The sequence below is a fragment of the Herbiconiux gentiana genome, from assembly GCF_024978135.1.
Classification (GTDB): domain Bacteria; phylum Actinomycetota; class Actinomycetes; order Actinomycetales; family Microbacteriaceae; genus Herbiconiux; species Herbiconiux gentiana.
Map to the genome: position 1 here is coordinate 329,554 of NZ_JANTEZ010000004.1, position 25,091 is coordinate 354,644.

Consider the following 25,091-nt stretch of genomic DNA (forward strand, 5'->3'; position numbering starts at 1 on the left):
CACACGAATCACAGACAACATGATACGGGGGCGGCAGCCGTGGCTGCCGCCCCCGTAGATGCGGGAACTAGTTCTTGGTGATCTCGTAGAAGAGCGGCACCGAGTTCCAGCCGAACTCCACGTTCTGCACGTTCTCGCCGTAGCCACCGACCACGTTCGAGTACCACAGCGGGATGGCGGGGAGGTCCTTCAGCAGGATCTCCTGAGCCTTCTGGAAGTCAGTGTTCGCCTCGTCCGCGTCAGCGGTCGACGAGCCCTCCTGCAGCAGCTTGTCGAACTCGGGGTTCGAGTAGTCGCCGTCGTTGGAGGACGCGTTGGTCGCGTACAGCGGGCCGAGGAAGTTGAACAGACCGGGGTAGTCGGCCTGCCATCCGGTACGGAACGCCGTCTGGATGCTGCGGTCGGTGATCGCGGTGCGCGCCTCGGCGAAGGTCGGGTACGGAGCACCCGACGCGTCGATGCCGAGCGTGTTCTTGATGTTGTTCGAGACCGCGTCGACCCAGTCGGCGTGGCCGCCGTCGGCGTTGTAGGCGATCTGGAAGGTGCCCGACCAGGGCGAGATGGCGTCGGCCTGGGCCCACAGCTTCTTCGCCTCGTCGGCGTTGAACTTCAGCACGTCGGCGCCCTCGAGCGAGTCGCTCCAGCCGTCGATCACCGGGGAGGTGAAGTCGGAGGCCGGGGTGCGGGTGCCCGAGAAGATCACGTCGGTGATCTCGTCGCGGTTGATGGCCATCGAGATGGCCTGACGGCGGAGCTTGCCCTCTTCGTCGTTGCCGAAGTGCGCGAGGCGCTCCGGGATGGTGAACGACTGGAAGATGGCGGCCGGCTGGTTGACCGCACGGTCGCCCAGGTCGGACTCGTAGTTGCCGAAGGCGCTCGAGGGAACGGCGTCGAGCACGTCGAGGTTGCCACCGAGAAGGTCGGCGTAGGCGGCGTCCTCCGAGGCGTAGAACACGATGGTCAGGCCACCGTTCTTCGCCTGGCGGCCACCCTTGTAGGCCTCGTTCGGAACGAGGTCGATCTTCTCGTTGTGCGCCCACGCGGTGTCGCTGGCCAGCTTGTACGGGCCGTTGCCGACGGGGTTCTGGCCGAAGGCCTCCATGTCGTCGAACGCCGACTTGGGCAGCGGGTAGAACGCCGAGTAGCCGAGGCGCAGCGGGAAGTCGGAGCGCGCTTCCTTCAGCTTCACGGTGAACGTCAGGTCGTCGACCTTGGTCAGACCGGTGAGGGGGCTGTCGGCGTCGTAGCTGAAGCCTTCGATGTCCTCGAAGAAGTAGCTGTTCAGCTGCTCGTTCGACAGTAGGGCGCCGTACTGCCAGGCGTTGATGAAGCTGTCGGCGTCGACGGGGTCGCCGTTGCTGAAGGTCTGGTCGGCCTTCACCTTGATGGTGAAGGTCTGGGAGTCGTCGGTGTCGATCGACTCGGCCATGTCGAGCTGCGGCGCACCGGTGGCGTCGTAGTACTCCAGGCCGGCGAAGATCGAGTCGAGGATCTTTCCACCACCGGTCTCGTTGGTGTTGGTGGGGATCAACGGGTTCTGCGGCTCGGAGCCGTTCGCCGTGATGACCGCCGAGGTGTCGCCCGACGCGCTGTCGTCGGAACCGCCGGCGGCGCAGCCGGACAGTGCGAGCGCGCTCGCGGCGATCAGCGCGATCGCGCCGATGCCATACCGTCTCTTCTTCAATTTTCCTCCTGTGCAGAATAGGGGCAGGCGACGACTCCCTTGTGAGGGCCGAGACCTAAGGAAGTACCCTAAGTGGGGGTAAACACCAGATCAAATGCGGGCCGAAAAAGTTACATACACGAAACTATCTCCGCAGGATCTTTGTGCATGTTCGACAGTACCCGCTCGAAAACAGCGCCTGGCGCAAGAAAGCGAAATGATGCCGCGAGCTGACTCCTGGTACCTCCTCCGCCGTCGTCGGCTCGGCACCGAGGTGCTCCTGGTGCTCGGTCTCTCGCTCGGCGCCTCCGCCGTGTACTCCGTCGTCAGCCTCGTCGCCAAGACCACCTCGGGCACCGCCCTCGCCGATCAGACGGCGACGATCAACGGCGCCCTGAGCGACCGCGCGTGGCTCGACCTGACCTACCAGCTGCTGGCGATCGGATTCGACCTCGTGCCGGTCGCCCTCGTGCTCTACCTGCTCGCGATCTCGGGCGGCGACCCGTTCCGGCGCATCGGCTTCGACCTCACCCGGCCGGGCCGCGATCTCGGCCGGGGGGCACTGCTCGTGCTCGTCGTCGGCGTGCCGGGCATCGCGCTCTACGTGGTCTGGCGCCTGCTCGGCTTCAGCGCGGCGGTGGTCGCCGCCCCGCTCGACGGCCACTGGTACACGGTGCCGGTGCTCGTGCTCGCCGCGCTGCGCGCCGCCCTGCAGGAGGAGGTGATCGTCGTCGGCTACCTCTTCACCCGCCTGCGTCAGCTCGGCTGGCGCAAGTGGCAGATCATCGTCGGCGCCGCCGTGCTGCGGGGCAGCTACCACCTCTACCAGGGGCCGGGGCCGTTCGTCGGCAACGTGGCGATGGGGGTGGTCTTCGGCTGGTGCTATTGGCGCTGGGGCCGCGTGATGCCGCTGGTCGTGGCGCACTGGATCATCGACATCGTCTCGTTCGTCGGCTACCCGCTCGCCGTCAGCCTCGCGCCCGCGCTGTTCGGCTGACGCGACCCGGTCGCCGCCGCGAGCCGCCGCCCCGCACCGCGGTGACGATCATCAGCGCCGCTCCCCCGACCAGCACGGCGACGGATGCCCAGCCGCCGATCGCGATCCAGTCCGCCCCACCGGGCCCACCCGTGCCCGCGGCCGCCGGCTCGGGGGTGAACAGCGGCGCCTGGGTCGGTGTCGCGGTCGGAGACGCCACCACGTTCACGGTCAGGCGCGCCGACGCGGTGCCGGGGAACGAGCTCGAGATCGTGCAGAGGATGGTCGAGGTGCCGATCGGGAACGGCTGCCCCGACTCCACCGGGGTGCCGGCGATGGCGCAGCCGTCGAGCGTCAGCCCCGCCGGCAGCGCCGCCTGGATCGGCACCGGCGCGCTCCCGCTCCCGTCGGCCTCGAGGTCGAGCTGACCGGGCAGGATGCTCGACCCGGTGAAGTCGGCACCGACGATGCGCGTGCCGCTGAAGTCGGCCCCGTCGAGCACCGCCCCCTCGAAGACGGCCCCCTGCACGTCGCCGCCCGCGAAGGACGCCCCGGTGAGGTTCGCCGTGCGGAAGTCGCCCTCGCCGAAGCGGGTGCCGCTCAGGTCGACGCCCGGGCACTGGGCGCCGCCGGGGCCGCCCTCGCTGATCGGGGAGACGACGCAGTCGCCCTCGGCGAAGAGCGGGTCGGCCTGCGCGGGGGCCACCGCGGACACGGCCAGCACGGCACCGACGAGAACGCCGAGCGCGCCGATCCCGACGGCCGCCCGACCCCGGCCCCCGGCCCGTGCGAGCGGCCGACGAGAACGGGTGTCGAGCAGCTCGGGCATGACCCGAACCCTACCTCACCGCCTCGTCGGCCGCCCGGGAGGGGCGACTCAGGCGAAGGCCTCCGGCGGCGGGCACGCGCAGACCAGGTTGCGGTCGCCGTAGGCCTGGTCGATGCGCCGCACCGGCGGCCAGTACTTGCCCCGGATCAGGCTCTTCACCGGGTAGACGGCGCGCTCCCGGTCGTACGGGTGCGCCCACTCCCCCTCGATCACCGACTGCGCCGTGTGGGGTGCGTTGCGGAGCGGGTTGTCCTCGACCGGCCACTCCCCCGCCGCGACCGCGTCGATCTCGGCCTTGATCTCGATCATGGCGTCGATGAAGCGGTCGATCTCGGCGAGGTCCTCGCTCTCGGTGGGCTCGACCATCAGGGTGCCGGCCACCGGGAAGCTCATCGTCGGGGCGTGGAAGCCGTAGTCGACGAGCCGCTTGGCGACGTCGTCGACCGAGACGCCCGACGCCGCGGTGATGCCCCGCAGGTCGAGGATGCACTCGTGCGCCACCAGACCGTTGTCGCCCGTGTAGAGCACCGGGAAGTGGGGCGCCAGGCGGGCCGCCACGTAGTTGGCGGCGAGCACGGCCGAGGCGGTGGCGTCGGCGAGGCCTTCGAGCCCCATCATGCGCACGTAGGCCCAGCTGATCGGCAGGATGCTCGGGCTGCCGTACGGGGCCGCCGAGACCGGCCCGCCCGCGTGCAGCACGGTCGAGCCGTCGACCTGCACGTGCTCGGCCTCCTGCGCGAACACATGCCCCGGGAGGAATGGAGCGAGGTGGGCCTTCGCCGCGACCGGCCCGACCCCCGGTCCGCCACCGCCGTGCGGGATGCAGAACGTCTTGTGCAGGTTCAGGTGCGACACGTCCCCGCCGAAGTCGCCGAAGCGTGCGAAGCCGAGCAGCGCGTTCAGGTTGGCACCGTCGACGTACACCTGACCGCCCGAGGCGTGCACGAGCCGACAGATCTCGGCGACCTCGTGCTCGTACACCCCGTGGGTCGACGGGTAGGTGATCATCAGGGCGGCCAGGTCGGCGGCGTGCGCCGCGATCTTCGCGCGCAGGTCGTCGAGGTCGACGTTGCCGAGCTCGTCGCAGGCGACAACGACGACCTTCATGCCGGCGAGCACGGCCGAGGCCGCGTTCGTGCCGTGGGCGCTCGAGGGGATGAGGCACACGGTGCGGTCGAGGTCGCCGCGTGAGCGGTGGTAGCCGCGGATGGCGAGGAGCCCGGCGAGCTCGCCCTGGCTGCCCGCGTTCGGCTGCAGCGACACCGAGTCGTAGCCGGTGACGTCGGCGAGCCAGCGCTCGAGCTGTGCGATCAGCTCCAGGTAGCCTCCCACGTCCTCCTTCGGCGCGAAGGGGTGGATGCCCGAGAACTCCCGCCAGGTGACGGCCTCCATCTCGGTGGCCGCGTTGAGCTTCATCGTGCACGAGCCCAGTGGGATCATGCCGCGGTCGAGGGCGTAGTCGGCGTCGGCGAGGCGCTTCAGGTACCGCATCATGCTCGTCTCCGAGCGGTGGGCGCTGAACACGGGGTGCGTCAGGTAGGCCGAGGTGCGCCGCAGGGCATCCGGGATGCTCGGGTCGAGGGCACGATCGCTGTCGTGCGGCTGGGCGTCGAACACCCGCACGAGCTCGAGCAGCTCGCGGTCGCGGGTGGTCTCGTCGACCGACAGGCTGATCGTGTCGTCGTCGACGACGTGCAGCAGGATGCCTCGCGAGTGCGCGTGCTCGGCGAGACCCCGCGCGCGGCGCGGCACGCGCACCTGCACGGTGTCGAAGAAGTCGGCGTGCACGACCTCGAGGCCCGCGGCGGTGAGGGCCGAGGCGAGCGACCGGGCGGTGGTGTTGACCCGCTCGGCGATCGCCCGCAGCCCCTCGGGGCCGTGGTAGACCGCGTACATGCCGGCCATGACGGCGAGCAGCACCTGGGCGGTGCAGATGTTCGAGGTGGCCTTCTCGCGCCGGATGTGCTGCTCCCGCGCCTGCAGGCTGAGCCGGTAGGCGGGGTGCCCCGCCGCGTCGACGCTCACGCCGACGAGCCGGCCCGGCAGCTGGCGCTCGAGCCCGGAGCGAACGGCCATGTACCCGGCGTGCGGGCCGCCGAAGCCCATCGGCACGCCGAAGCGCTGACTCGTGCCCACGGCGACGTCGGCGCCGAGCTCGCCCGGCGAGGCCACGAGGGTGAGCGCGAGCAGGTCGCCCGCGACCACAGCGATGCCGCCCGAGGCGTGCACACGCGCGATCACGTCGCTCGGGTTCCACACCCGCCCCGAGGCGCCGGGGTACTGCACGAACACGCCGAAGGCGTCGACGTCGTCGCCGATGAGCGGATGCGCGGGGTGGTCGATCGCGTCGAGCACCGTCTCGACGATCTCGATGCCGACCGCCTCGGCCCGGGCCGCGAGCAGCGACCGGGTCTGCGGGAACGCGTCGGCGTCGACCAGGAAGCGGTTGGACGTCGACTTGGAGGCGCGGCGGGCGAGCAGCATGCCCTCGACGGCGGCGGTCGACTCGTCGAGCATCGAGGCGTTCGCCGTCGCGAGCCCCGTGAGGTCGGCGACCATGGTCTGGAAGTTGATCAGCGCCTCGAGCCGGCCCTGCGAGATCTCGGGCTGATACGGCGTGTAGGCCGTGTACCAGCTGGGGTTCTCGAGCACGTTGCGCGTGATCACCGCGGGAGTGACGGTGCCGTAGTAGCCGAGGCCGAGGTAGGAGGTCGAGACGGTGTTGCGGCCGGCCAGGGCGCGCAGCTCGTCGATCGCCTCGCGCTCGGTGGCGGCCGGCGGCACGAGCGAGTCGGCGAGCGTGCGGTCGAACTGGATGGCGGTCGGCACGGCGGCGCGCATCAGCTCCACGACGCTGGAGTAGCCGACGGCCTGCAGCATGCGCGCCTGGGCGGCGGCGTCGGTTCCGATGTGCCGGGCGGAGAAGACGCCCGACTCGGCCGGACGGTCGGTGAGGGTGCCGCCGGTGGGCGTGGCCACGGCGGGCTCGAGGAGGTCGGTCATCCGTCAGCCCCCGATCAGCGCGGAGTACTCGTCGAACGAGAGCAGCTCGGGCAGCTCGGTGAACTCGACCTTGAGCAGCCAGCCTTCACCGAGGGGGTCGCTGTTGACGAGCTCGGGCGAGCTCTCGACGGCCTCGTTCTTCTCGACGACGGTGCCGTCGACCGGGGCGAACAGCTCGCCGACCGACTTGGTCGACTCGATCTCGCCGACGATGCTGCCGCCCGCGACCTCGGTGCCCGCATCGGGCAGGTCGAGGTAGACGATGTCGCCCAGCTGCGCCGCCGCGTAGGCGGTGATGCCGATGGTGGCGACCGAGCCCTCGACGAGCACCCACTCGTGCTCGGCGGTGTAACGGAGTTCGGTGTTCTCGGGCATGTCAGTCCTTCTTCCGGCGGTAGAACGGCAGGGTCGTGGTGCGGAACGCGAGGCGGGTGCCCCGGATGTCGACGGTGACCTCGGTGCCCTCGGCCGCGAGGCGGGGGTCGACGTAGGCCAGGGCGATGGGATGCCCGAGCGTGGGCGAGAGTGCGCCGCTCGTGACGAGACCGGCGGGCGGAGCATCCGCACCACCGTCGATCGGGTAGACCTCGTAGCCCGCGCGGGCGGCGCGGCGGCCCTCCGCGACGAGCCCGACGAGCACGGGAGCCCCCTCGGGCGGGCCGGCGAGCAGCGCGTCGCGACCGACGAAGGACTCCTTCGTGAGCGCCGGGACGCGACCGAGGCCCGCCTGGACCGGCTGCGTCTCGAGCGAGAGCTCGTGGCCGTAGAGCGGCATGCCGGCCTCGAGGCGCAGCGTGTCGCGGCTCGCGAGCCCCGCCGGCACGAGGCCGAGCGGGGTGCCGGCGGCGGCGAGGGCCGTCCACAGCGCCTCTGCGTGCGCGGGGGCGACATAGAGCTCGTAGCCGTCCTCGCCCGTGTAGCCGGTGCGGGCGAGCAGCACGGGCTCACCGCGGAAGGTCGCCGGCGTCGATCGGTAGTAGCGCAGCTCGTCGAGGCCCGGCGCCTCGAACCCCTCGGTGCGGGTCAGGATCTCGCGCGAGGCGGGGCCCTGCACGGCGATCAGGGCGGTTTCGTCGCTCTCGTCGACGAGCACGAGGTCGAAGCCGGCGCGACGCTCCTCGAGGGCGGCGGCGACCGGCTCGCGGTTCGAGGCGTTGGCGACTACGAGGAACTCCGCGTCGCCCAGACGGTAGACGACCACGTCGTCGACGACCCCGCCCTCGTCGGTGAGGAGCAGCGAGTACTTCGCCTGACCGATCGTGGTCGCCGAGAGCAGACCGGCGAGGGCGAGGTCGAGGAATGCGCCGGCGTCGGGGCCGGAGACGCGGAACTCGGCCATGTGCGAGAGGTCGAAGAGGCCGGCGGCCGAGCGCACGGTGTGGTGCTCGGCCAGGTCACTGGAGTAGCGCACCGGCATCTGCCAGCCGGCGAAGTCGGTGAAGCTCGCGCCGGCGGCGCGGTGCACCGCGTCGAGCGGCGAGAAGCGGGACGGGGAGGAGGGTGCGTCGGTCACGAGTGGAGTTCTCCGATCGGCGAAGCGCTGCTTCGCGTGGGGAGGGCGCGTCGGCGCCCTTCGGGAACTCCCCCTCTGTCATCGTGCCTGAGAGTTTCACACCCGCGAGCGGATGCTTTCACCATGGGCGAGCCGCCGTCGATGCCGCGGACTGCTTTCCAGAGTGGCCAGTTCGACGCGGTACGAGGACCTGAGAGATTATCGGGGAGGATTGCTCCTTCGGTGCCGGGACGGACCCGGCTCTCCCGCGTCGGCCTGATGGCCAGCGGTATTCAATTGAAGGTGGAGCAGGTGGGGCGGGAGCGGCCGTCGCGGGCTGCTCGGGACAGCATAGCGCGGGGTCAGCTGCCGCCGAAGCCCCCGCCACGGCTCCGGCGCAGGGTGAGCACCACGATCGCCGCGATGGCGCCGAGCCCGGCGAGCACGATGAGCACGATGACGGGCCACGGCAGCAGGGCACCCGGCTGCTGCAGCTCGCCCGAGACCGGCCCGGCCGTCTCGGTGGCCTGCAGGGTGGTGGGCGCCTCGGCGTCGGCCGGCGCATCCGTCGCCGGAGCCGGCTCGACAGGTGCCGCCCCGACCGGCGCCGACCCGGTGGCAGGGGTCGTCGCCACGGGGGTGCCGTCGGGCTCGCCCGCCCAGGGGGCGCCGCAGGTGGGGGCGTTGGTGAGCCCGTCGTGCGCGCCCTCGAGCGAGGGCGGCTCGTAGTCGAACCCGTACTGGCCGCTGGTGGGATGCCCGTCGGAGGAGACGACCTGCCACAGCACCTGGTAGCCGCCCGCACCGCCGAGGGCGATGGGAGCCGAGACGGAGGTGCCGTCGAGGGTGACGCAGCCCGACTCGTAGTGCAGCCCCTCGCTGTCGACGATCTGCACCGCGAAGCCGTCGGTCGTGCCGCCGGGCTGAAGGAGCAGCTCGTCACTGAAGCCGAGCACCACCGAGCCCGGGTCGGCCGTGATGGAGTCGCCGTCGCCCGGCGCCGCGCTCGCCAGCACGTCGTGGGCGGAGACGGCGGCGACCGCGCCGCCGAACCCCGCCCAGACGAGGGCGGTGCCGGCGAACGCGGTCGCTGCGAGAAGAGTCAGGGGGCGGTGGGTGCGGCTCACGCCTTCACGATAGCCGGGGCCCCTGACAGCGGGCCGCCTAGCTGCGGCGCACCCGGTACTGGTTCACGAGCGGGCAGTCAAACGGGTCGGGAGCCGAGAGGCCCACCTTGTTCATGTAGACCACGACCGCCTTGTGGGCCGCCAGCAGCGAGACCTGGGTGTACGGGATGTTGTGCGTCGCGCAGTACTCCTGCACGACCGGACGCGCCTTCACCAGGTTCGGGCGGGCCATGTTCGGGAAGAGGTGGTGCTCGGTTTGCAGGTCGAGCCCGCCCATGCCGATGGTCATCGGCCAGCCGCCGCCGATGTTGCGCGAGGAGAGCACCTGCTTCGACAGGAAGTCGATGCGGGAACCGGCGGGGAAGATCGTCATGCCGATGTGGTTCGGCGCGAACGAGGCCCCCATGTAGAAGCCGAAGACGGCGACCTGCACGCCGACGAAGGCGAAGGCCATACCGAGCGGGAGGAAGTAGAAGACCACCGCGAGGTAGGCGATCAGGCGGATGCCGATGAAGGTCAGCTCCAGCGCGCGGCCCTCGACGGGCTTGCGGCCGAGAAGGGTCTTGAAGGAGTGGAAGTGGAGGTTGAAGCCCTCGAGCAGCAGCAGCGGGTAGAGCAGGATGCCCTGCTTGCGCGTGATCAGGGCCGACAGACCCGTGGTGGCCGCCGCGTCCTTCTCGAGGAAGGACACCGTGTCGCGGTCGATGTCGGGGTCTTTGCCGACGGTGTTCGGGTTGCCGTGGTGGCGGGTGTGCTTCGACATCCACCACGAGTAGCTCATGCCGACGAAGGCGGTGGCGAGCGTGCGGCCCGCGCGGTCGTTCGCCTTGTTCGAGCTGAACACCTGGCGGTGCGAGGCCTCGTGGGCGAGGAAGGCGAACTGGGTGAAGATGATGCCGAGCGCGCCGGCGATCAGCAGCTGGTACCAGGTGTCGCCGAGCAGGATGAAGCCGGTGACGGCTCCGCCCAGGGCGAGGATCAGGACCGCGAACATGCCGATGTAGAAGCCCTGGCGCTTGCGCAGCAGGCCCATCTCGCGAACGGCCGTGAGCAGTTCGGAATAGGCGGCGGTGGGATGCGCTGCACCGGCTTTGCGGGGAGTCGTGGCGCGCGGGGTCGGATTGCTCGTGATGGTCACAAGGCCTCGTCACTGAATTCGGGTTCGGCTTCACAACCGCGGTGTTCGAGCAGATGCCCTGGAGATGCTCTCACCGTAGGCGTCGAACCTGCGTAACGCCCGGCAGGGGACGAAAAAAGAACCCGCGCCCTCAGGGGCGCGGGTTCTTCACGGTTTCGGCGAGATCAACCCAGGGGGGTGATGTTCTCGGCCTGCAGGCCCTTGCGGCCCTGCGTCACGTCGAACTCGACGCGCTGGTTCTCTTCGAGGTTCTTGTAGCCGGAGCCGTTGATGCCCGAGTGGTGGGCGAAGACGTCTTCTCCACCGTCATCGGGGGAGATGAAGCCGAAGCCCTTTTCGGAGTTGAACCATTTCACGGTGCCTTGAGCCATTATTTCTCTCTTTTCGAGGTACGCGGTTCCGCCTGTCGGAACCTACCGTCGCGGTGCACTTTGTTCCGCTCCTCAGAAAAGCAAGCCTCCCGCCGCGAGAAAAGCGGCAGATGACCCTATTCAAGATTCATGGGTAACACAACAACTGAGACCAGCTTAGCCGCTAACCCGGCCCGAGGGCTACAGGGTTCTGTTTCTTCAGGTCGGAAGCTCTAGAATTCAGCGTGCCTTCTCTCAGCCCAGCCAGCATCCCCAGCCCGCCCCTGGAGTTCTCGCAGTTCCCGGTCGGGCCCCTGACGATCCACATCTACGCGCTCTTCATCCTCGCGGGGATCGTCGCGGCCATGCTCATGGTGAACCACCGGCTCACCAAGCGCGGCGGCGAGTCCGGCGTCGTGATCGACATCGTGCTCTGGGCGGTTCCGCTCGGCATCGTCGGCGCCCGCATCTACCACGTGCTCACGCACGGGAGCGACTACTTCTACCCGGGCGCCGACCTCGTGCGGGTGGTGCAGATCTGGGACGGCGGCAACGCGCTGTACGGCTCCCTCATCGGCGGCGCGATCGGTGCGGCCATCGGCTGCCGCTTCGCGGGCATCCGCCTCTGGTCGTTCGCCGACGCGCTGGCGCCGGCGATGCTCGTGGCGCAGGCCATCGGCCGTCTGGGCAACTGGTTCAACCACGAGCTGTTCGGCCTGCCCACCACGCTTCCGTGGGGCCTCGAGATCGAGTCGACGAACGGCGCGTTCCCCGTCGGGCTGCCCGACGGCACCCTGTTCCACCCCCTGTTCGCGTACGAGATCATCTGGAACCTCGTGGGCGTCGTGGTGCTGCTCGCCCTCGAGCGCCGGTTCCGGCTGCGCTGGGGCAAGCTGTTCGCCCTCTACCTCGTCTGGTACGGCCTCGGCCGCGCCTGGCTCGAGTCCATCCGCATCGACCCGTCGAGCGACGGCTTCCTCGGCGTGCCGGCCAACGTGTGGGCGTCGTTCGCCGCGGTGCTGCTCGGCATCATCCTGTTCGTCGTGCAGAGCCGCCGGCACCCCGGTGTGGAGACCTCGGTCTACCGCGCCGGTCGCGGGCCGCGGCCGGTCGTGGCCAAGAAGAAGAAGGGGTCGGCGAGCGACGACGAGTCGACCGGGCTCGAGTCGGTCGACGACTCGGCCACCGACGGCACCGGTGAGCGCTGGACCGACGACGAGCTGAAGGCGCGCTCGGAGTCGGCGACCCCGCTGCGATAGCTCGGTCGCAGCGCCGCGCCGGGCCCGGCCGTGGTGCCGTCGTTCGGACTAGTCGAGCGCGGCGCGCAGCTCTGGCGAGAGGTGCTCGAGCCGCCGCCGGTCGCGGATGGCCACGATCCCCACGCAGGCCACCCAGACCAGCCACGGGAACGTCGCGAGCATCGCCGTGGCCGCTCCCCCGGCGGCGAAGAAGCTGTCGGGGCTCGTGCCGCCGAACATCATGGGCACGGTCAGCACGTTGAGCACGGCCACGGCGTAGGCGATGTGCCCCGTCCACTTCGGCAGGGCACCCGAGGCGAGGGTCACGTAGCCGGCGGCCGCCGCCACCAGGGCGTTCAACGTGCATCCGATCGACCCGAACATCAGGGTGTGGCCGACGGTCAACGCCCGCAGCGACGAGGCGTCGGGCGTCAGGTCGGTGGTGTCGAGCGCGGTCGCCCCCTCGAGCCCGTCGCCCACGAGCGTCACGGCGATGAACAGCACCCCGGCGCCGTAGGCGATGTTCGCCACCCACTGCAGATCGGGCCGGGTGTGCGTGATGAGCTGGCGGAAGCCGGACAGGAAGACGAGCAGCGCCGCCATCAGGAAGGTGTCGATCAGGATCGTGAACAGCGTCTGATTCGCCGTGCGCGTCATGAACTCGACCAGCGCCGCCTTGTCGTCGAGTGCCGGTCGCGCGCCCACCAGCAGCACCTGCACGAGGAACTCGCTCGCCGTGAGCAGCGCGACGCTGATCGCGGCGATGCCCGTCCAGAGCCGCACGTCGGGGTTCAGCCGGCCGTCCTTGACGACCGTGATCATGTGGTTGTGCTGACTGACGTGCGTCTGCATGGCGCGCTCCCCCGGTTCGGGCCGCCCTCCGCCGCCCTCGCGCCTCCGAGAGTAGCGGGTCGGGCGGGCGCCGGGTGGGCTACGCCGAGGGGAAGCCGTGGAAGACCCCGCCGGGGTCGAACCGGGCGATCAGCTGCTGGATGCGCGGCCAGTCCTCCTCGCGGAAGGAGCGCGCGACGCGCTCGGGGTGCTCGCGGAGGTCGGCCTCGCTCAGCACGTGGCCCGTGGCTGTCGGCAGGAGCGCTGCGGCGACCTCGTCGAGCCAGGCGCGGTTCGCGGCGTCGTCGGCCGGGTCGTCCCAGATCACGTAGACGATGAGGACGGTGGTGTCGTGCAACCCGTAGGCCGCCTCGCCCACAGGCAGGAGCCCGGCGCCACCGCCGTTCGCCGGCATGCCGCTCAGCACGTAGCTCTTGCCCGACGGCGCCGTCGCCATCAGCGCCTCGAGGGGTGCGAGGGCCTCGTCGAGCGTGAGGTGGGTCCAGAACGTGTCGGCGAGGTACCGGGCGCCCTCGGGGTACGTCGCGTCGACGGGCACGTGCAGTTCGCTGAGGCGTGCGTCGCCCGCGCGGCGGTCGATCGGCACCAGGCCGGGGGCGCCATCCCCGAACGCTGCGAGCGCATCCTGCGTCGACCCCGTGGCGTCGTGGTCGAGCACGACGGTGGCGGCCACCCCGACGACCAGCGGATGCTCGGCCGTCCCTCCCGGCCGCCCCTCCCCCTGTGTCACGAGCGACACCTCGACGTTCGGGCTGAGCCGCGTCGAGGCCTCGGTGACCCAGCGCGTCACGGCGGCGAGCTCGTCGAGCGGATACTGCCACGTGCTCACCCGCACCGCCGCCGGTTCCGGACGCAGCGCCACCTCGAACGACGTGACGACACCCGGGAAGCCCGGACCCGACCCGCGGGCCAGCCAGAACAGCTCGCTGTTCTCGTCAGCGGAGGCCGTCAGCAGCCCACCCTCGGCGGTGACCACCCGGAGGCTCCGGATCGAGAAGCACGACGGCAGCCACGCCCCCCAGTTCACGCCGAGCCCGCCTCCGAGCAGGAACCCGCCCACCCCGGGGTCGCCGCAGTGCCCCACGGGGAACGCCAGCCCCTGGGACTCGAGCGCCGCCGACAGCACCTTGCCCCGCACGCCGGGGCCGATCGTCGCGACCATCCGCTCGGAGTCCACCGCGATCCCGTCGAGCTCCCCCAGATCGATCAGCACGCCGCCGTCGCGCACCGAGGAGGCGACCCAGCTGTGCCCGCCGGAGCGCACGGCGATCTTCTGCCCTGCCCCGACCGCGTCCCGCACGGCCTGCACCACCTCGTCCTCGCTGCGCGGCCGCACCACCGACGACGGCCGCCCCTCGGCGACCATCGCGTTGAACACCCCGTCGACGACGGCGCTCTCGAACGCCTCGTCCCCGGCTCGGACCGTCTCGATTCCCAGATCGTCATGCACGCGGCTCACGCTATCCACTGCCCCCGCACCGCGCTCGCCCCCGAAGGGGGCCTCACTCGGCGGACCAGAGCACCTCGGCGTCGAGGACCAGGTCGATCAGCTGACGCAGGAGCCCACCCATCGACGTCGACCTCAACAGGGTGTACCGGTCGTACTCCCCCAGCGGGGCGATCGCCGCCAGTTGCCAGACGGCTGCGCCGGGATCCTCCGACAGCTCGATGTCGGCCTCCTCCGCGACGCGCGAGATCGCGCGCCGGACCACCGCTTCCGCTTCAGCCCGCAGCGGCGCGAGCGCCTCCGACCACTCCAGCTCCGGCAGCATCGTCAGCTCGGCCCGAGGGTACGGGTCCTCGTCGATCCAGCGCTCGACCGTGAAGCGCCGGGTGCCCAGGCCGACGATGAGAAGCGCGTCAGCACCCGCGGCGACGCTCACGAGACGCGCCATCGTGCCGATCGAGGCGCGCTCGTCGCCGCCCCCGGCCTCCGATCCGCGCTCGATCAGGACGATGCCGAACTCGAACCCCGGTTCGTCCTCGTCGAGCAGCCTCGCGACCATCGTGAGGTAGCGCGGCTCGAACACCCTGAGCGGGATGGCGGCGGACGGGAACAGCACGGACCCGAGCGGGAACATCGGCGAAGCGACCATGCTCCAGTGAAGCACCGAGTCTGCTGATCTAGAGTTCATCCCATGCCCAGACCCCTCCCCCAGACGCCCGCACCCGGCCAGGAGTCCGTCTGGGACTACCCGAGGCCGCCGCGCATCGAGCGCGTCGACGCGCCGGTCACGATCCGCCTGGGCGGGCAGCTCATCGTCGAGACCCGCGACGTCGTGCGGGTGCTCGAGACCAGCCACCCTCCGGTCTACTACCTCCCGATCACCGACTTCGCACCGGGTGCGCTGGCCGACGCCGACGGCTCCTCGTTCTGCGAATTCAAGGGCACCGCCCGGTATCTCGACGTGCGCGGCGGCGGCGAGGTGCGGCCTGCCTGCGCGTGGAACTACCCGCATCCGTCACCCGGGTTCGAGCTGCTCGACGACCGCGTCGCGATCTACGCGCACCAGATGGACGAGTGCACGGTCGACGGCGAGGTCGTCACCCCCCAGCCCGGGAACTTCTACGGCGGCTGGATCACCAGCTGGGTCGTCGGCCCCTTCAAGGGCACGCCCGGCTCGTTCGGCTGGTGACCCGACCCGCCTAGTTGTTGAAGCGGAACTCCACGACGTCGCCGTCCTGCATCACGTAGTCCTTGCCCTCGATGCGGGCCTTGCCACGCGAGCGGGCCTCGGCGATGGAGCCGGTCTCGACGAGGTCGTCGAACGAGATGACCTCCGCCTTGATGAAGCCCTTCTGGAAGTCGGTGTGGATGACACCCGCCGCCTGCGGCGCCGTCCAGCCCTTGCCGATCGTCCAGGCGCGCGACTCCTTGGGGCCGGCGGTGAGGTAGGTCTGCAGTCCCAGTGTGTCGAAGCCGATTCGGGCGAGCTGGTCGAGGCCGCTCTCCTCCTGGCCGGTCGACTCGAGCAGCTCGGCGGCGTCGGCCGGGTCGAGGTCGATCAGCTCCGACTCGAGCTTCGCGTCGAGGAAGATCGCCTGCGCCGGAGCCACGAGGTCGGCGAGCGCACCCTTGCGGGCGGGGTCGTTCAGGATGGCCTCGTCGACGTTGAAGACGTAGATGAAGGGCTTGGCCGTCAGGAGGCCGAGCTCCCTGATCGGCGCGAGGTCGATCGACGACGCCGAGAGCGGCTTGCCGGTGTCGAGCCAGGCGCGGGCCTCCTTCGCGGCGGCGAGCACGGCGGGCTCGAGCTTCTTGCCCTTGACCTCCTTCTCGTAGCGCGCTTCGGCCTTCTCGAGGGTCTGCAGATCGGCGAGCACGAGCTCGGTGTTGATGGTCTCCATGTCGCTCGCGGCGTCGACCTTGCCGTCGACGTGCACGACGTCGTCATCGACGAAGCCGCGGATGACCTGCGCGATGGCGTCGGCCTCGCGGATGTTCGCGAGGAACTTGTTGCCGAGCCCCTCGCCCTCGCTCGCGCCCTTCACGATGCCGGCGATGTCGACGAACGACACCGGCGCCGGCAGGATGCGCTCACTGCCGAAGATCTCGGCCAGCGTGTTCAGGCGCGGGTCGGGCAGGTTCACGACCCCGACGTTCGGCTCGATGGTGGCGAACGGGTAGTTCGCCGCCAGGACCTGGTTCTTGGTGAGGGCGTTGAACAGGGTGGACTTGCCGACATTGGGCAGTCCGACGATCGCGATAGTGAGAGCCACGAGGGTCAAGCTTAGCTTCCGGATGCGCGGCGGCGGGTCGCGGGACCACCCGCCCCGCGCATCCGGAGCACGTCGCTAGTTCTGGGGGAAGCCCAGGTTGATGCCGCCGTGGGACGGGTCGAGCCAGCGGGACGTGATCGCCTTCTCCTGGGTGAAGAAGCGGAAGCCCGCAAGGCCGTAGGCCTTGGAGTCGCCGAAGATCGAGTCCTTGACGCCGCCGAAGGAGTGGTACGCGACCGGCACCGGGATGGGCACGTTGATGCCGATCATCCCGACCTCGACCTCGTTCTGGAAGCGGCGGGCCGCCCCGCCGTCGTTGGTGAAGATGGCGGTGCCGTTGCCGTAGGCGCCGTTGTTGATCAGGTCGACGCCCTCCTCGTAGGAGTGCACGCGCACGACCGACAGCACCGGGCCGAAGATCTCGTCGAGGTAGACCTTCGAGGTGGTGGGCACTTCGTCGATCAGGGTCGGGCCGAGCCAGAAGCCGTCGGCCTCGCCGTCGACCTCGATGCCGCGGCCGTCGACGACGACCTTCGCGCCGTCGGTCTCGGCGATCTCGATGTAGGAGGCGACCTTGTCGCGGTGCACCTCGGTGACGAGCGGGCCCATGTCGCAGTTGCGGCGGCCGTCGCCGATCTTCAGTCCGCTCATCCGCTGCTCGATCTTGGCGACCAGCTCGTCGGCGATCGTGTCGACCGCGACCAGCACCGAGATGGCCATGCAGCGCTCGCCCGCCGAGCCGAAGCCGGCGTTGATGGCGGCGTCGGCGGCCAGGTCGAGATCGGCGTCGGGCAGCACCAGCATGTGGTTCTTCGCCCCGCCGAGGGCCTGCACGCGCTTGCCGTTCTTCGCGGCGGTCTCGTAGATGTAGTGGGCGATGGGCGTGGAGCCCACGAACGAGATGCTCTTCACGTCGCGGTGGTTCAGCAGGCCGTCGACGGCCTCCTTGTCGCCGTGCAGCACGTTGAAGACGCCGTCGGGCAGGCCCGCCTCCTTGAACAGGGCGGCGAGCCAGTTGGCGGCGCTCGGGTCTTTCTCGGAGGGCTTCAGCACGACCGTGTTGCCCGCGGCGATCGCGATCGGGAAGAACCACATCGGCACCATGGCCGGGAAGTTGAACGGGCTGATGATGCCCACCACGCCGAGCGGCTGCTTGGTCGAGTAGACGTCGACGCCGGTCGAGACGTTCTCGGAGTACTCGCCCTTCAGCAGGTGCGGGAAAGCGGTGGCCAGCTCGACGACCTCGAGGCCGCGGGTGATCTCGCCGGCGGCATCGGAGAGCACCTTGCCGTGCTCGGCGGTGAGGATCTCGGCCAGCTCGCCCTTGCGCGCGTTCAGCAGCTCGCGGAACGCGAACATGACCTGCTGGCGCTTCGTGACGCTCGTGTCGCGCCAGGCCGGGAAGGCGGCCTTCGCCGCGGCGACGGCGGCGTCGATCTCGGCGGTGTTGGCGAGCGCGACGCTCTTGGACTGGCGCCCGAGCGCCGGGTCGAACACGGGGGCCGTGCGGCCGCTGGTCGAGACCAGTTCGGCCCCGCCGACCCAGTGGTTCACGACGGGCAGCTGCCCGGTGGAGACATCGTCTGACATGATTCCTGACTTCTTCGCTGGGACTGGAGTGCTTCATCGATGGTGCTGAATCACGCCAGCCTAGGGCTTCGGGGCGCGGTTCGGCGGGCGTGTCGACGTGGCGGTCCGCCGTTGTCGGTGGCCGCTGACACACTGGGGGCATGGACGCACTCCTCCCCCTGGTCATCGGTCTCCTGCTGGGCCTCGCCCTCGGCGTGGCCGGCGGGTGGCTGCTCGCACGCAGTCGGGGGGCGGATGCACGGTCCGCGGCCGATCCGGCCCTCGACGCCGCGCTGGCCGAACGCACCGCCGACCTCACCGAGGTGCGCGGCCGCGTCGAGCAGCTCGTCGACGAACGCGCCGCCCTGCAGAGCCGGCTCGCGGCCGTCGACGCCACGGCGTCCGCGCTCCGCGAGCAGGTCGACATCGGCTCGCTCGCCCACCGCGAGCAGAGCGAGGCCGCCGCCCGGGCCCACCGCGAGCAGACCGCCGCCGCCGCGGCCCAGTACGAGGCCCAGCTCGAGTTCGCCAAGGAGCAGGCGCGCGAGCGCCTGGCTCAGCAGGATGCGCAGTACCGCGCGCAGGTCGCCGGCCTCGAAGAGCGGCTCACCGACTTCCAGCGTCGCCTCACCGAGCTGAAAGAGGCCGAGGCGACCCGCATCGACGAAGACAGCAAGGTGCTCGTCGCGCTCAGCCCGGTGCAGGAGAGCTTGAAGGCGGTTCAGGCGAAGGTCGTCGAGCTCGAGGCCCAGCGCCAGCAGCAGTACGGCGAGCTCTCGCAGCAGCTCAAGTCCGCCACCGAGTCCGAGGAGCGCCTGCGCTCGACCGCGGAGTCGCTGGCGTCGGCGCTCCGCTCGAACAGCACGCGCGGTGTCTGGGGCGAGACGCAGCTGCGCAGCGTCGTCGAGGCGGCGGGGCTCATCGAGCGCGTCGACTTCGACGTGCAGACGAGCATCCTGAGCGACTCGGGCGCGGGCCGCCCCGACATGGTGGTGCATCTGCCCGGCGGCAAGAACATCGCCGTCGACGCCAAAGTGCCCTTCGACGCCTACCTCGAGGCCTCGGCCATCCCCGCCTCGGCCACCGGCGCCGAGGGCGACCGCCGCACGCAGCTGATGAAGAAGCACGTCGCCGCGCTGCGCAGCCACATCACCGCGCTCGGCACGAAGGGCTATTGGAACGGGCTCGAGGCCTCCCCCGAGCTGGTCATCGCGTTCATCCCGAGCGAGTCGCTGGTGTCGAGCGCGCTCGAGGCCGACCCGTCGATCATGGAGTTCGCGTTCGGCAAGCGCGTGGCGCTCGCGTCACCGGTCACGCTCTGGTCGGTGCTCAAGACGGTGGCCTTCAGCTGGCAGCAAGACGTTCTGACCCAAGAGGCACGACAGCTGTTCGACCTCAGCCAGCAGCTCTACACGCGCCTCGGCACGACGGCGAAGCACATCGACAAGCTCGGCCGCACCATCGACCGCACGGTGAAGGACTACAACGCCTTCATCGGCTCGTTCGAGCGCCAGGTCTTCCCGACGGCCCGCAAGCTCGGCGCCCTCTCCAGCGAGAGCCTCTTCCCCGAGCTCGCCCCCATCGAGGAATCCCCCCGCGAGCTCTCCAGCCACGAACTCCTGGCCGAGCTCGAGGCGGCCTCCCCCGACACCGAGTCAGAGCGAGACGCGGCCTACCTCGACCACGAGTCGGCGCACCCCGGCCCCTCGTCGTCGGTGGTCACCCTCGACTTCGGCGACGTGACGGGAACAGAGGGGCGCTGACCGAGCCTCAGCCCCCCGAGCGCAGCTCGCGGGCAGCACGGCGGAGGAGCACCGCCGACACGGCGATCAGCGCCGCGGCGATCAGCGCGGGCGGGATCAGGTGCGGGCCCTGGGCCAGTCCCCAGTCCACGTCCCAGAGCAGGTGCGCGGCCCCGATCCCGAGGAAGCAGGCGGCGAACACGACGACGCCGCGACCCACTCGTCCCTGGCCGACGGCCAGGATCAGGGCGGCGAGCCCGTAGCCGATGATGGCCGCGTAGAGGCCGTGCGAGCCGATCGAGAGCAGGCTCCGCACCACGAGCGTCTGCCCGACCGCCTCGACGGTGGAGACCCCCGCCGCCTCGGCGTCGATGGCGGCCTGGATGCCATAGGTCACGTTCTCGACCGCCAGCAGCCCGATGCCGACCGACGCGCCCAGCACGAACCCGTCGATCGGGTGCCGCAGCCAGCGACGACCGACCCCGATGAGGGCCAGCACGCCGAGCATCTTGAGAAGCTCCTCGATCAGCGGCGCGCTGAGCGTGATGGCCGGGTCGACGCCGAGCTTGGCCGCGAGCAGATCGACCTGCGGATTCAGCGTCGCCGAGAGGGCGATGCAGATGCCGCCGCCCCAGACCACACCGGCCGCGACGAGCATCCACGGCCGACCGAGTGGATCGACGAGTCGCAGCACCGTCAGCAGCACGGCGGCCAGGAGGAGCTGCGAGGCGATCGCGGCTGCCGTGACCACCGGACTGTAGGCGAGCGCGGGCCCGTTCGCCACGGCCGTCGCGATCACCCCGACCACGATGAGCGGCACGAGCAGCCAGCTCATCGGCTGCCGCAGTCGAACGACCGGGGTCCACCAGCGCGTCCCGGGAGGCGTCCTCCAGGACCGCACCGCGGTCGGCGCGGTCATCGGGCCGGCTCCGCGCCGGCGAGCAGGCTGTCGACCAGCGCCGCGGGCGACTGCGCCGCAGACGACTGCGCCGCCGTCCCAGAACCGCGCACCACGAGCGCGACGGGGGAACCGTCGAACTGGACGACACCGAAGGCCGCGCCCTGGACATCGGCGCGCACCACGGTCGCCGAGTCGGCCCCGTCCGATCGCTCCGAGGTGACGTCATGCAGAACGACCCCGTCGAGCTCCGAACCGGCCTCGCGCAGCAGGGTCTCGGCCGCCGTCCGACCCGCGTCCACGAACCGCACGTCGAGCAGCGCCGTCTCCTCCGGCGAGTGGAACAGCTGCCGTTCCCCGCTGAACTCCGATTCGCGGAAGAACCAGCCGCCCGGCACCCGGTACGTCACTCCGGCGCCGTCCCGGGTCGGGCTGAAGGATTTGCCGCCCTCGGGCAGCACGGTCACGCGGGGGTCGACGACCAGGGCGTTGCCGAGCGCCGGCACGCCGATCACGGCGAGCAGCAGCACCACGAAGACCAACGCCAGCGCGGCGCCGGGTCGTTCGAGGCGCGCGCCGACCGCCTTCGACGATCGCCGGCGCGGATCGCCGGACCCGGCGGGGGTTACAGCCACTTCTCCATCAGGTGGTCGGCCTCGATACGGCGGATCGTGCCCGAGTGCGACCGGAGCACGATCGACTCGGTGCGGATGATCGGCCCGAGCCGCTTGACACCGGCGACGAGCCCGCCGTCGGTCACACCGGTCGCCACGAAGAACGTGTTGTCACTCCGCACCAGATCGTCGGCGCCGTAGACCTTGTCGAGATCGAGCCCCGCGTCGATCCCCTTCTGCCGCTCCTCGTCGTCCTTCGGTGCGAGCCGCGTCTGGATGAACCCGCCGAGCGCCTTGATCGCGCACGCCGTCGCGACCCCCTCCGGGCTGCCGCCGATCCCGACGCACATGTCGATCCGCGTGCCGTAGCGGGCGGCGTTGATGCCACCGGCGACGTCGCCGTCGAGCATCAGCCGCGTGCCGGCCCCGGTGGCCCGGATGTCCTCGATCAGCTGCGCGTGCCGAGGCCGGTCGAGCACGGCCACGCGGATGTCGCCCACGTCCTTGTCTTTCGCGGCGGCCAGCGCGCGGATGTTGTCGCCGATCGGCCGGTCGATGTCGATGACGCCGATGCCGTCCGCATCCGTCACGATCTTGTTCATGTAGAACACGCTCGAGGCGTCGAGCATGGCGCCGCGGTCGGACGCGGCCAGCATGGAGATGGCGTTCTGGCGGCCCGCGGCGGTGAGCGAGGTGCCGTCGATCGGGTCGACCGCGATGTCGCAGGCGGGACCGCGGCCGGTGCCGACGTGCTCGCCGTTGAAGAGCATCGGCGCCTCATCCTTCTCGCCCTCGCCGATCACGATCACCCCGGCGAAGTCGACGGTTCCGAGGAACTTGCGCATCGCATCCACGGCTGCACCGTCGGCGGCGTTCTTGTCGCCCTTGCCGATGAAGGGCTGGGCCCGGATGGCGGCGGCCTCGGTGGCCCTCACCAGCTCCATCGCCAGGTTGCGGTCGGGGTTCTCATAGAGAGGTGCACTGTCGTTCATCGACGTTCCTTCCGAGGGTCTGATGCCAGCCTATCCGGGAGCCGCCTGGCTAGACTCGTCCGTGACACGGCACCGGCTGGAGCGCACGGCTTCGCTCGCCGACCGCTCTGCCCACCAAAGGAGATGACATGCCCATTGCAACCCCCGACCAGTACGCCGAGATGCTCGACAAGGCTAAGGCCGGCGCATTCGCCTACCCCGCCGTCAACGTCTCGTCGTCGCAGACGCTGAACGCCGTGCTGCAGGGCCTGAGCGAGGCCGGGTCGGACGGCATCATCCAGGTCACCACCGGCGGTGCCGACTACTTCGCCGGCCAGACCGTCAAGGCCCGCGCCACGGGTGCCCTCGCGTTCGCCGCGTTCGCCCACGAGGTCGCGAAGAACTACCCGATCACGGTGGCGCTGCACACCGACCACTGCCCCGAGCCCGCCCTGGCCGACTTCGTGCTGCCGCTCATCGCCGCCTCGGAGGAGGAGGTCAAGGCCGGCCGCAACCCCATCTTCCAGTCCCACATGTGGGACGGCTCGGCCGTGCCGCTTGGTGAGAACCTGCGCATCGCGGAGGACATGCTGAAGCGCACCAAGGCCATCAACGCCATCCTCGAGGTCGAGATCGGCGTCGTCGGCGGCGAGGAGGACGGTGTCAGCCACGACATCAACGAGCACCTCTACACCACCCTCGACGACGCGATCGCGACCGTCGAAGCCCTCGGCCTCGGCGAGAACGGCCGCTACATGGCCGCCCTCACCTTCGGCAACGTGCACGGCGTGTACAAGCCGGGCAACGTGAAGCTCAAGCCCGAGCTCCTGAAGGAGATCCAGGACGGCCTGACCGCCGAGTACGGTCACGGCCCGAAGCCGCTCGACCTCGTCTTCCACGGCGGATCGGGCTCGACCGACGAGGAGATCCACGAGGCGGTGCAGAACGGCGTCGTGAAGATGAACATCGACACCGACACCCAGTACGCCTTCACCCGCTCCATCGCCGACACGATGTTCAAGAACTACGACGGCGTGCTGAAGGTCGACGGCGAGGTCGGCAACAAGAAGGTCTACGACCCCCGCGCCTGGGGCAAGACCGCCGAGACGGCCATGGCCGCGCGTGTGGTCGAGGCCACCCAGCAGCTCGGCTCCGCCGGCCACTCCGGCAAGTAGGGAACCGCGTGACCGACGAGCGACCGAAGCCCAAGTACGGAGAACTGGCCCCCGAGGGCTGGGTCTGGCAGCCGCCGAAAGAGGCGACCCCCGACCCCGTCCCCGAGGCCGCTCCCGTTCCGGCTCCGGTCGCTCGTCCGTCGGGCGGGCCGTCCGTCGACCCGCGCTGGCCGGCTCCGGATGCCCGTTCCGCCCGCTCCACGACGGGCGCCCCCGAAGGCGATCCCGCGCCGGGTACCGAACCCGCCCCGAAGCGCGGCCTCGCCGTCGACGTCAACATCACGATCGTGCTGCTGGTGCTCGGCACCCTCTCGGTCGGATCGAGTGTCGCCACCCTGCTCGACCTGAACAGCTACATGACGACTGCGGGCGCGACCTTCGGCCTGGGCGGCTACCCCGCCAACGAGGTCACCCGCATCACGGGCGTCACGGGGGCGGTGCTGCACGTGCTGCTCATCGCGGGCACGGTGTGGCTGTCGATCCGGCGCATCAAGCGGCAGAAGCTCGCGTTCTGGGTGCCGCTCACGGCGGCCGTGGTGTCGTTCGTGATCACCTGCGTCTGCGTGGGGATCGCGTTCTCACAGGCGCCGGAGCTGCTCGACTCGCTGACGACCCCGCCGGCCGTCACGTCGATCACCCCGACGCCGTAGCGCGCGCGGCGCCTAGGCGCTGTGGCGGCCGCCGAGCGCGCGGGCGTCGCGGTTGCCCGCAGTGTCCCGCCGCAGCTCCTTCGGCAGGGAGAACACGAGGTCCTCCTCCGCCGTCTGCACCGTCTCGATGTCGCCGTAGCCGGCGGCGGCCAGGTCGTCGAGCAGTTCCTGCACGAGCACCTCGGGAACCGAGGCGCCGGAGGTGACGCCGACCGTCTCGACGCCGTCGAGCCACTCCTGCTTCACCTCGTGCGCGTAGTCGACGCGGTAGGCGGCCTTCGCCCCGTACTCGAGCGCGACCTCGACCAGGCGCACCGAGTTCGACGAGTTCGCCGAGCCGACCACGATCACGAGGTCGGCGCCCTGCGCGACCTTCTTGATCGCGACCTGGCGGTTCTGGGTGGCGTAGCAGATGTCGTCCGACGGCGGGTCCTGCAGGTTGGGGAACTTCTCGCGCAGGCGGCGCACCGTCTCCATGGTCTCGTCGACCGAGAGGGTCGTCTGCGAGAGCCACACCACCTTGTCCGGATCCTTGACCTCGATGTCGGCCACCGCATCCGGGCTACCGACCAGGGTGATGTGCTCGGGGGCCTCGCCCGCCGTGCCCTCGACCTCTTCGTGGCCCTCGTGGCCGATCAGCAGGATCTCGAAGTCGTCGCGGGCGAAGCGCACGGCCTCGCGGTGCACCTTGGTGACCAGCGGGCAGGTGGCGTCGATGGCCTGGAGGCCGCGGTCGGCGGCACCCTGCACGACCGCCGGCGAGACGCCGTGGGCCGAGAAGACCACATGGGCGCCCTCGGGAACCTCGTCGATCTCCTCGACGAAGATGGCGCCGCGCTTCTCGAGCGTCGACACGACGTGCACGTTGTGCACGATCTGCTTGCGCACGTAGACGGGGGCACCGTAGTTCTCGAGCGCCTTCTCGACGGCCACGACCGCCCTGTCCACTCCTGCACAGTAGCCACGAGGGGCTGCCAGCAGCACACGCTTGTGACCGGTCACCGGGTTATCCTTTAGCCTGTTGCGAGTGCCGGGAATCCTCGGCATCGGCAGGCTGATGGTCGTCGCGTTGCTCACCGTTCGA

At 70.3% G+C, this 25,091-nt stretch carries 23 protein-coding genes and 2 riboswitches; of the genes, 6 read left to right on the plus strand and 17 right to left on the minus strand.

Features of this window, described 5'->3' with window-relative positions; genetic code table 11:
* Positions 1–67: 67 nt before the first annotated feature.
* On the minus strand, positions 68–1,684 hold the full coding sequence (locus tag NVV95_RS11960; RefSeq protein WP_259486764.1) for a peptide ABC transporter substrate-binding protein: 1,617 nt from the start codon (positions 1,682–1,684) through the stop codon (positions 68–70).
* Positions 1,685–1,880: 196 nt separating this feature from the next.
* On the opposite strand from NVV95_RS11960, the gene NVV95_RS11965 reads away from it, so the two are divergent.
* Positions 1,881–2,660, plus strand: a complete 780-nt coding sequence (locus NVV95_RS11965) for a CPBP family intramembrane glutamic endopeptidase (RefSeq protein ID WP_259486765.1) — start codon at positions 1,881–1,883, stop codon at positions 2,658–2,660.
* Here NVV95_RS11965 and NVV95_RS11970 read toward each other — a convergent pair.
* From NVV95_RS11970 to NVV95_RS12000, 7 genes are all read right to left on the minus strand, one after another.
* On the minus strand, positions 2,632–3,468 hold the full coding sequence (locus tag NVV95_RS11970) for a pentapeptide repeat-containing protein (protein ID WP_259486766.1): 837 nt from the start codon (positions 3,466–3,468) through the stop codon (positions 2,632–2,634). The genes NVV95_RS11965 and NVV95_RS11970 overlap by 29 nt on opposite strands.
* 48 nt (positions 3,469–3,516) lie before the next feature.
* Positions 3,517–6,348 carry an aminomethyl-transferring glycine dehydrogenase gene (gene gcvP / locus NVV95_RS11975; RefSeq protein ID WP_375163830.1) on the minus strand — a complete coding sequence of 944 codons (2,832 nt, stop codon included), beginning with the start codon at positions 6,346–6,348 and terminating at the stop codon, positions 3,517–3,519.
* Positions 6,349–6,474: 126 nt separating this feature from the next.
* Positions 6,475–6,846, minus strand: a complete 372-nt coding sequence (gene gcvH / locus NVV95_RS11980) for a glycine cleavage system protein GcvH (RefSeq protein WP_259486768.1) — start codon at positions 6,844–6,846, stop codon at positions 6,475–6,477.
* A gap of 1 nt (position 6,847) precedes the next feature.
* Positions 6,848–7,984: a glycine cleavage system aminomethyltransferase GcvT gene (gene gcvT / locus NVV95_RS11985; protein WP_259486769.1), complete on the minus strand. Its 1,137-nt coding sequence runs from the start codon at positions 7,982–7,984 to the stop codon at positions 6,848–6,850.
* 68 nt (positions 7,985–8,052) lie between these two features.
* A riboswitch (glycine riboswitch) is annotated at positions 8,053–8,151 on the minus strand.
* A 1-nt stretch (position 8,152) separates the two neighbouring features.
* A riboswitch (glycine riboswitch) is annotated at positions 8,153–8,242 on the minus strand.
* 83 nt (positions 8,243–8,325) lie between these two features.
* The gene (locus tag NVV95_RS11990; RefSeq protein WP_259486770.1) at positions 8,326–9,090 is read right to left on the minus strand and encodes a copper resistance CopC family protein; all 765 of its coding nucleotides are present in this window, start codon (positions 9,088–9,090) and stop codon (positions 8,326–8,328) included.
* Positions 9,091–9,127: 37 nt separating this feature from the next.
* Positions 9,128–10,222 (minus strand): fatty acid desaturase family protein, encoded by a 1,095-nt coding sequence (locus tag NVV95_RS11995; RefSeq protein ID WP_259486950.1) that lies wholly within the window; start codon positions 10,220–10,222, stop codon positions 9,128–9,130.
* 170 nt (positions 10,223–10,392) lie between these two features.
* Positions 10,393–10,599: a cold-shock protein gene (locus NVV95_RS12000; RefSeq protein ID WP_173181437.1), complete on the minus strand. Its 207-nt coding sequence runs from the start codon at positions 10,597–10,599 to the stop codon at positions 10,393–10,395.
* Positions 10,600–10,823: 224 nt separating this feature from the next.
* Here NVV95_RS12000 and lgt point away from each other — a divergent pair, with 224 nt between their 5' ends.
* Complete coding sequence (lgt, locus tag NVV95_RS12005) at positions 10,824–11,837, plus strand: prolipoprotein diacylglyceryl transferase (protein ID WP_259486771.1); 1,014 nt, start codon at positions 10,824–10,826, stop codon at positions 11,835–11,837.
* Positions 11,838–11,885: 48 nt separating this feature from the next.
* Here lgt and NVV95_RS12010 read toward each other — a convergent pair whose 3' ends face one another.
* The 3 genes from NVV95_RS12010 to NVV95_RS12020 all read right to left on the minus strand — a co-directional run bounded on the left by NVV95_RS12010 (position 11,886) and on the right by NVV95_RS12020 (position 14,764).
* Positions 11,886–12,668 (minus strand): hypothetical protein, encoded by a 783-nt coding sequence (locus NVV95_RS12010; protein WP_259486772.1) that lies wholly within the window; start codon positions 12,666–12,668, stop codon positions 11,886–11,888.
* A 79-nt stretch (positions 12,669–12,747) separates the two neighbouring features.
* Positions 12,748–14,118 carry an FAD-binding oxidoreductase gene (locus tag NVV95_RS12015; protein ID WP_259486773.1) on the minus strand — a complete coding sequence of 457 codons (1,371 nt, stop codon included), beginning with the start codon at positions 14,116–14,118 and terminating at the stop codon, positions 12,748–12,750.
* A gap of 52 nt (positions 14,119–14,170) precedes the next feature.
* Positions 14,171–14,764 carry an LON peptidase substrate-binding domain-containing protein gene (locus tag NVV95_RS12020; protein ID WP_259486774.1) on the minus strand — a complete coding sequence of 198 codons (594 nt, stop codon included), beginning with the start codon at positions 14,762–14,764 and terminating at the stop codon, positions 14,171–14,173.
* A 42-nt stretch (positions 14,765–14,806) separates the two neighbouring features.
* On the opposite strand from NVV95_RS12020, the gene NVV95_RS12025 reads away from it, so the two are divergent.
* Positions 14,807–15,304, plus strand: a complete 498-nt coding sequence (locus tag NVV95_RS12025) for a DUF427 domain-containing protein (RefSeq protein WP_259486775.1) — start codon at positions 14,807–14,809, stop codon at positions 15,302–15,304.
* Between the two features lie 10 nt (positions 15,305–15,314).
* On the opposite strand, the gene ychF is transcribed toward NVV95_RS12025, so the two are convergent.
* Together ychF and NVV95_RS12035 are read right to left on the minus strand one after the other, a co-directional pair.
* The gene (ychF, locus tag NVV95_RS12030) at positions 15,315–16,388 is read right to left on the minus strand and encodes a redox-regulated ATPase YchF (RefSeq protein ID WP_259486776.1); all 1,074 of its coding nucleotides are present in this window, start codon (positions 16,386–16,388) and stop codon (positions 15,315–15,317) included.
* Positions 16,389–16,463: 75 nt separating this feature from the next.
* On the minus strand, positions 16,464–17,978 hold the full coding sequence (locus tag NVV95_RS12035) for a CoA-acylating methylmalonate-semialdehyde dehydrogenase (protein WP_259486777.1): 1,515 nt from the start codon (positions 17,976–17,978) through the stop codon (positions 16,464–16,466).
* Between the two features lie 140 nt (positions 17,979–18,118).
* Here NVV95_RS12035 and NVV95_RS12040 point away from each other — a divergent pair, with 140 nt between their 5' ends.
* A complete protein-coding gene (locus NVV95_RS12040; protein ID WP_259486778.1) occupies positions 18,119–19,720 on the plus strand; it encodes a DNA recombination protein RmuC in 1,602 nt (533 codons plus the stop codon).
* A 7-nt stretch (positions 19,721–19,727) separates the two neighbouring features.
* Here the strand turns inward: NVV95_RS12040 and NVV95_RS12045 are convergent, their stop codons facing one another.
* The 3 genes from NVV95_RS12045 to glpX all read right to left on the minus strand — a co-directional run bounded on the left by NVV95_RS12045 (position 19,728) and on the right by glpX (position 22,203).
* Entirely contained in the window at positions 19,728–20,534 is an 807-nt protein-coding gene (locus NVV95_RS12045; protein WP_259486779.1) for a PrsW family glutamic-type intramembrane protease, read from the minus strand.
* A gap of 80 nt (positions 20,535–20,614) precedes the next feature.
* Positions 20,615–21,232 carry a hypothetical protein gene (locus NVV95_RS12050; protein WP_259486780.1) on the minus strand — a complete coding sequence of 206 codons (618 nt, stop codon included), beginning with the start codon at positions 21,230–21,232 and terminating at the stop codon, positions 20,615–20,617.
* Positions 21,223–22,203: a class II fructose-bisphosphatase gene (glpX, locus tag NVV95_RS12055; RefSeq protein WP_259486781.1), complete on the minus strand. Its 981-nt coding sequence runs from the start codon at positions 22,201–22,203 to the stop codon at positions 21,223–21,225. The genes NVV95_RS12050 and glpX overlap by 10 nt, the downstream gene beginning before the upstream one ends.
* A 128-nt stretch (positions 22,204–22,331) precedes the next feature.
* Here glpX and fbaA point away from each other — a divergent pair, with 128 nt between their 5' ends.
* Both fbaA and NVV95_RS12065 read left to right on the plus strand, forming a co-directional pair.
* Positions 22,332–23,357, plus strand: a complete 1,026-nt coding sequence (gene fbaA, locus NVV95_RS12060; protein ID WP_259486782.1) for a class II fructose-bisphosphate aldolase — start codon at positions 22,332–22,334, stop codon at positions 23,355–23,357.
* A gap of 8 nt (positions 23,358–23,365) precedes the next feature.
* Positions 23,366–24,007, plus strand: coding sequence for a DUF6264 family protein (locus NVV95_RS12065; RefSeq protein WP_259486783.1), 642 nt, complete (start codon positions 23,366–23,368; stop codon positions 24,005–24,007).
* 12 nt (positions 24,008–24,019) lie between these two features.
* Here the strand turns inward: NVV95_RS12065 and NVV95_RS12070 are convergent, their stop codons facing one another.
* The gene (locus NVV95_RS12070; protein ID WP_173181741.1) at positions 24,020–25,054 is read right to left on the minus strand and encodes a 4-hydroxy-3-methylbut-2-enyl diphosphate reductase; all 1,035 of its coding nucleotides are present in this window, start codon (positions 25,052–25,054) and stop codon (positions 24,020–24,022) included.
* Positions 25,055–25,091: the final 37 nt, after the last annotated feature.

Coding starts and splice junctions, on each gene's coding strand:
- NVV95_RS12035 (WP_259486777.1), bottom strand. CDS start 17,978: ATGTCAGACGATGTCTCCACCGGGCAGCTGCCCGTCGTGAACCACTGG.
- fbaA (WP_259486782.1), top strand. CDS start 22,332: ATGCCCATTGCAACCCCCGACCAGTACGCCGAGATGCTCGACAAGGCT.
- gcvP (WP_375163830.1), bottom strand. CDS start 6,348: ATGCTGCAGGCCGTCGGCTACTCCAGCGTCGTGGAGCTGATGCGCGCC.
- gcvH (WP_259486768.1), bottom strand. CDS start 6,846: ATGCCCGAGAACACCGAACTCCGTTACACCGCCGAGCACGAGTGGGTG.
- NVV95_RS11970 (WP_259486766.1), bottom strand. CDS start 3,468: ATGCCCGAGCTGCTCGACACCCGTTCTCGTCGGCCGCTCGCACGGGCC.
- NVV95_RS12000 (WP_173181437.1), bottom strand. CDS start 10,599: ATGGCTCAAGGCACCGTGAAATGGTTCAACTCCGAAAAGGGCTTCGGC.
- NVV95_RS11965 (WP_259486765.1), top strand. CDS start 1,881: ATGATGCCGCGAGCTGACTCCTGGTACCTCCTCCGCCGTCGTCGGCTC.
- NVV95_RS12040 (WP_259486778.1), top strand. CDS start 18,119: ATGGACGCACTCCTCCCCCTGGTCATCGGTCTCCTGCTGGGCCTCGCC.
- NVV95_RS12010 (WP_259486772.1), bottom strand. CDS start 12,668: ATGCAGACGCACGTCAGTCAGCACAACCACATGATCACGGTCGTCAAG.
- NVV95_RS12045 (WP_259486779.1), bottom strand. CDS start 20,534: ATGAGCTGGCTGCTCGTGCCGCTCATCGTGGTCGGGGTGATCGCGACG.
- NVV95_RS12025 (WP_259486775.1), top strand. CDS start 14,807: ATGCCCAGACCCCTCCCCCAGACGCCCGCACCCGGCCAGGAGTCCGTC.
- NVV95_RS12020 (WP_259486774.1), bottom strand. CDS start 14,764: ATGGTCGCTTCGCCGATGTTCCCGCTCGGGTCCGTGCTGTTCCCGTCC.
- glpX (WP_259486781.1), bottom strand. CDS start 22,203: ATGAACGACAGTGCACCTCTCTATGAGAACCCCGACCGCAACCTGGCG.
- NVV95_RS12070 (WP_173181741.1), bottom strand. CDS start 25,054: ATGCCGAGGATTCCCGGCACTCGCAACAGGCTAAAGGATAACCCGGTG.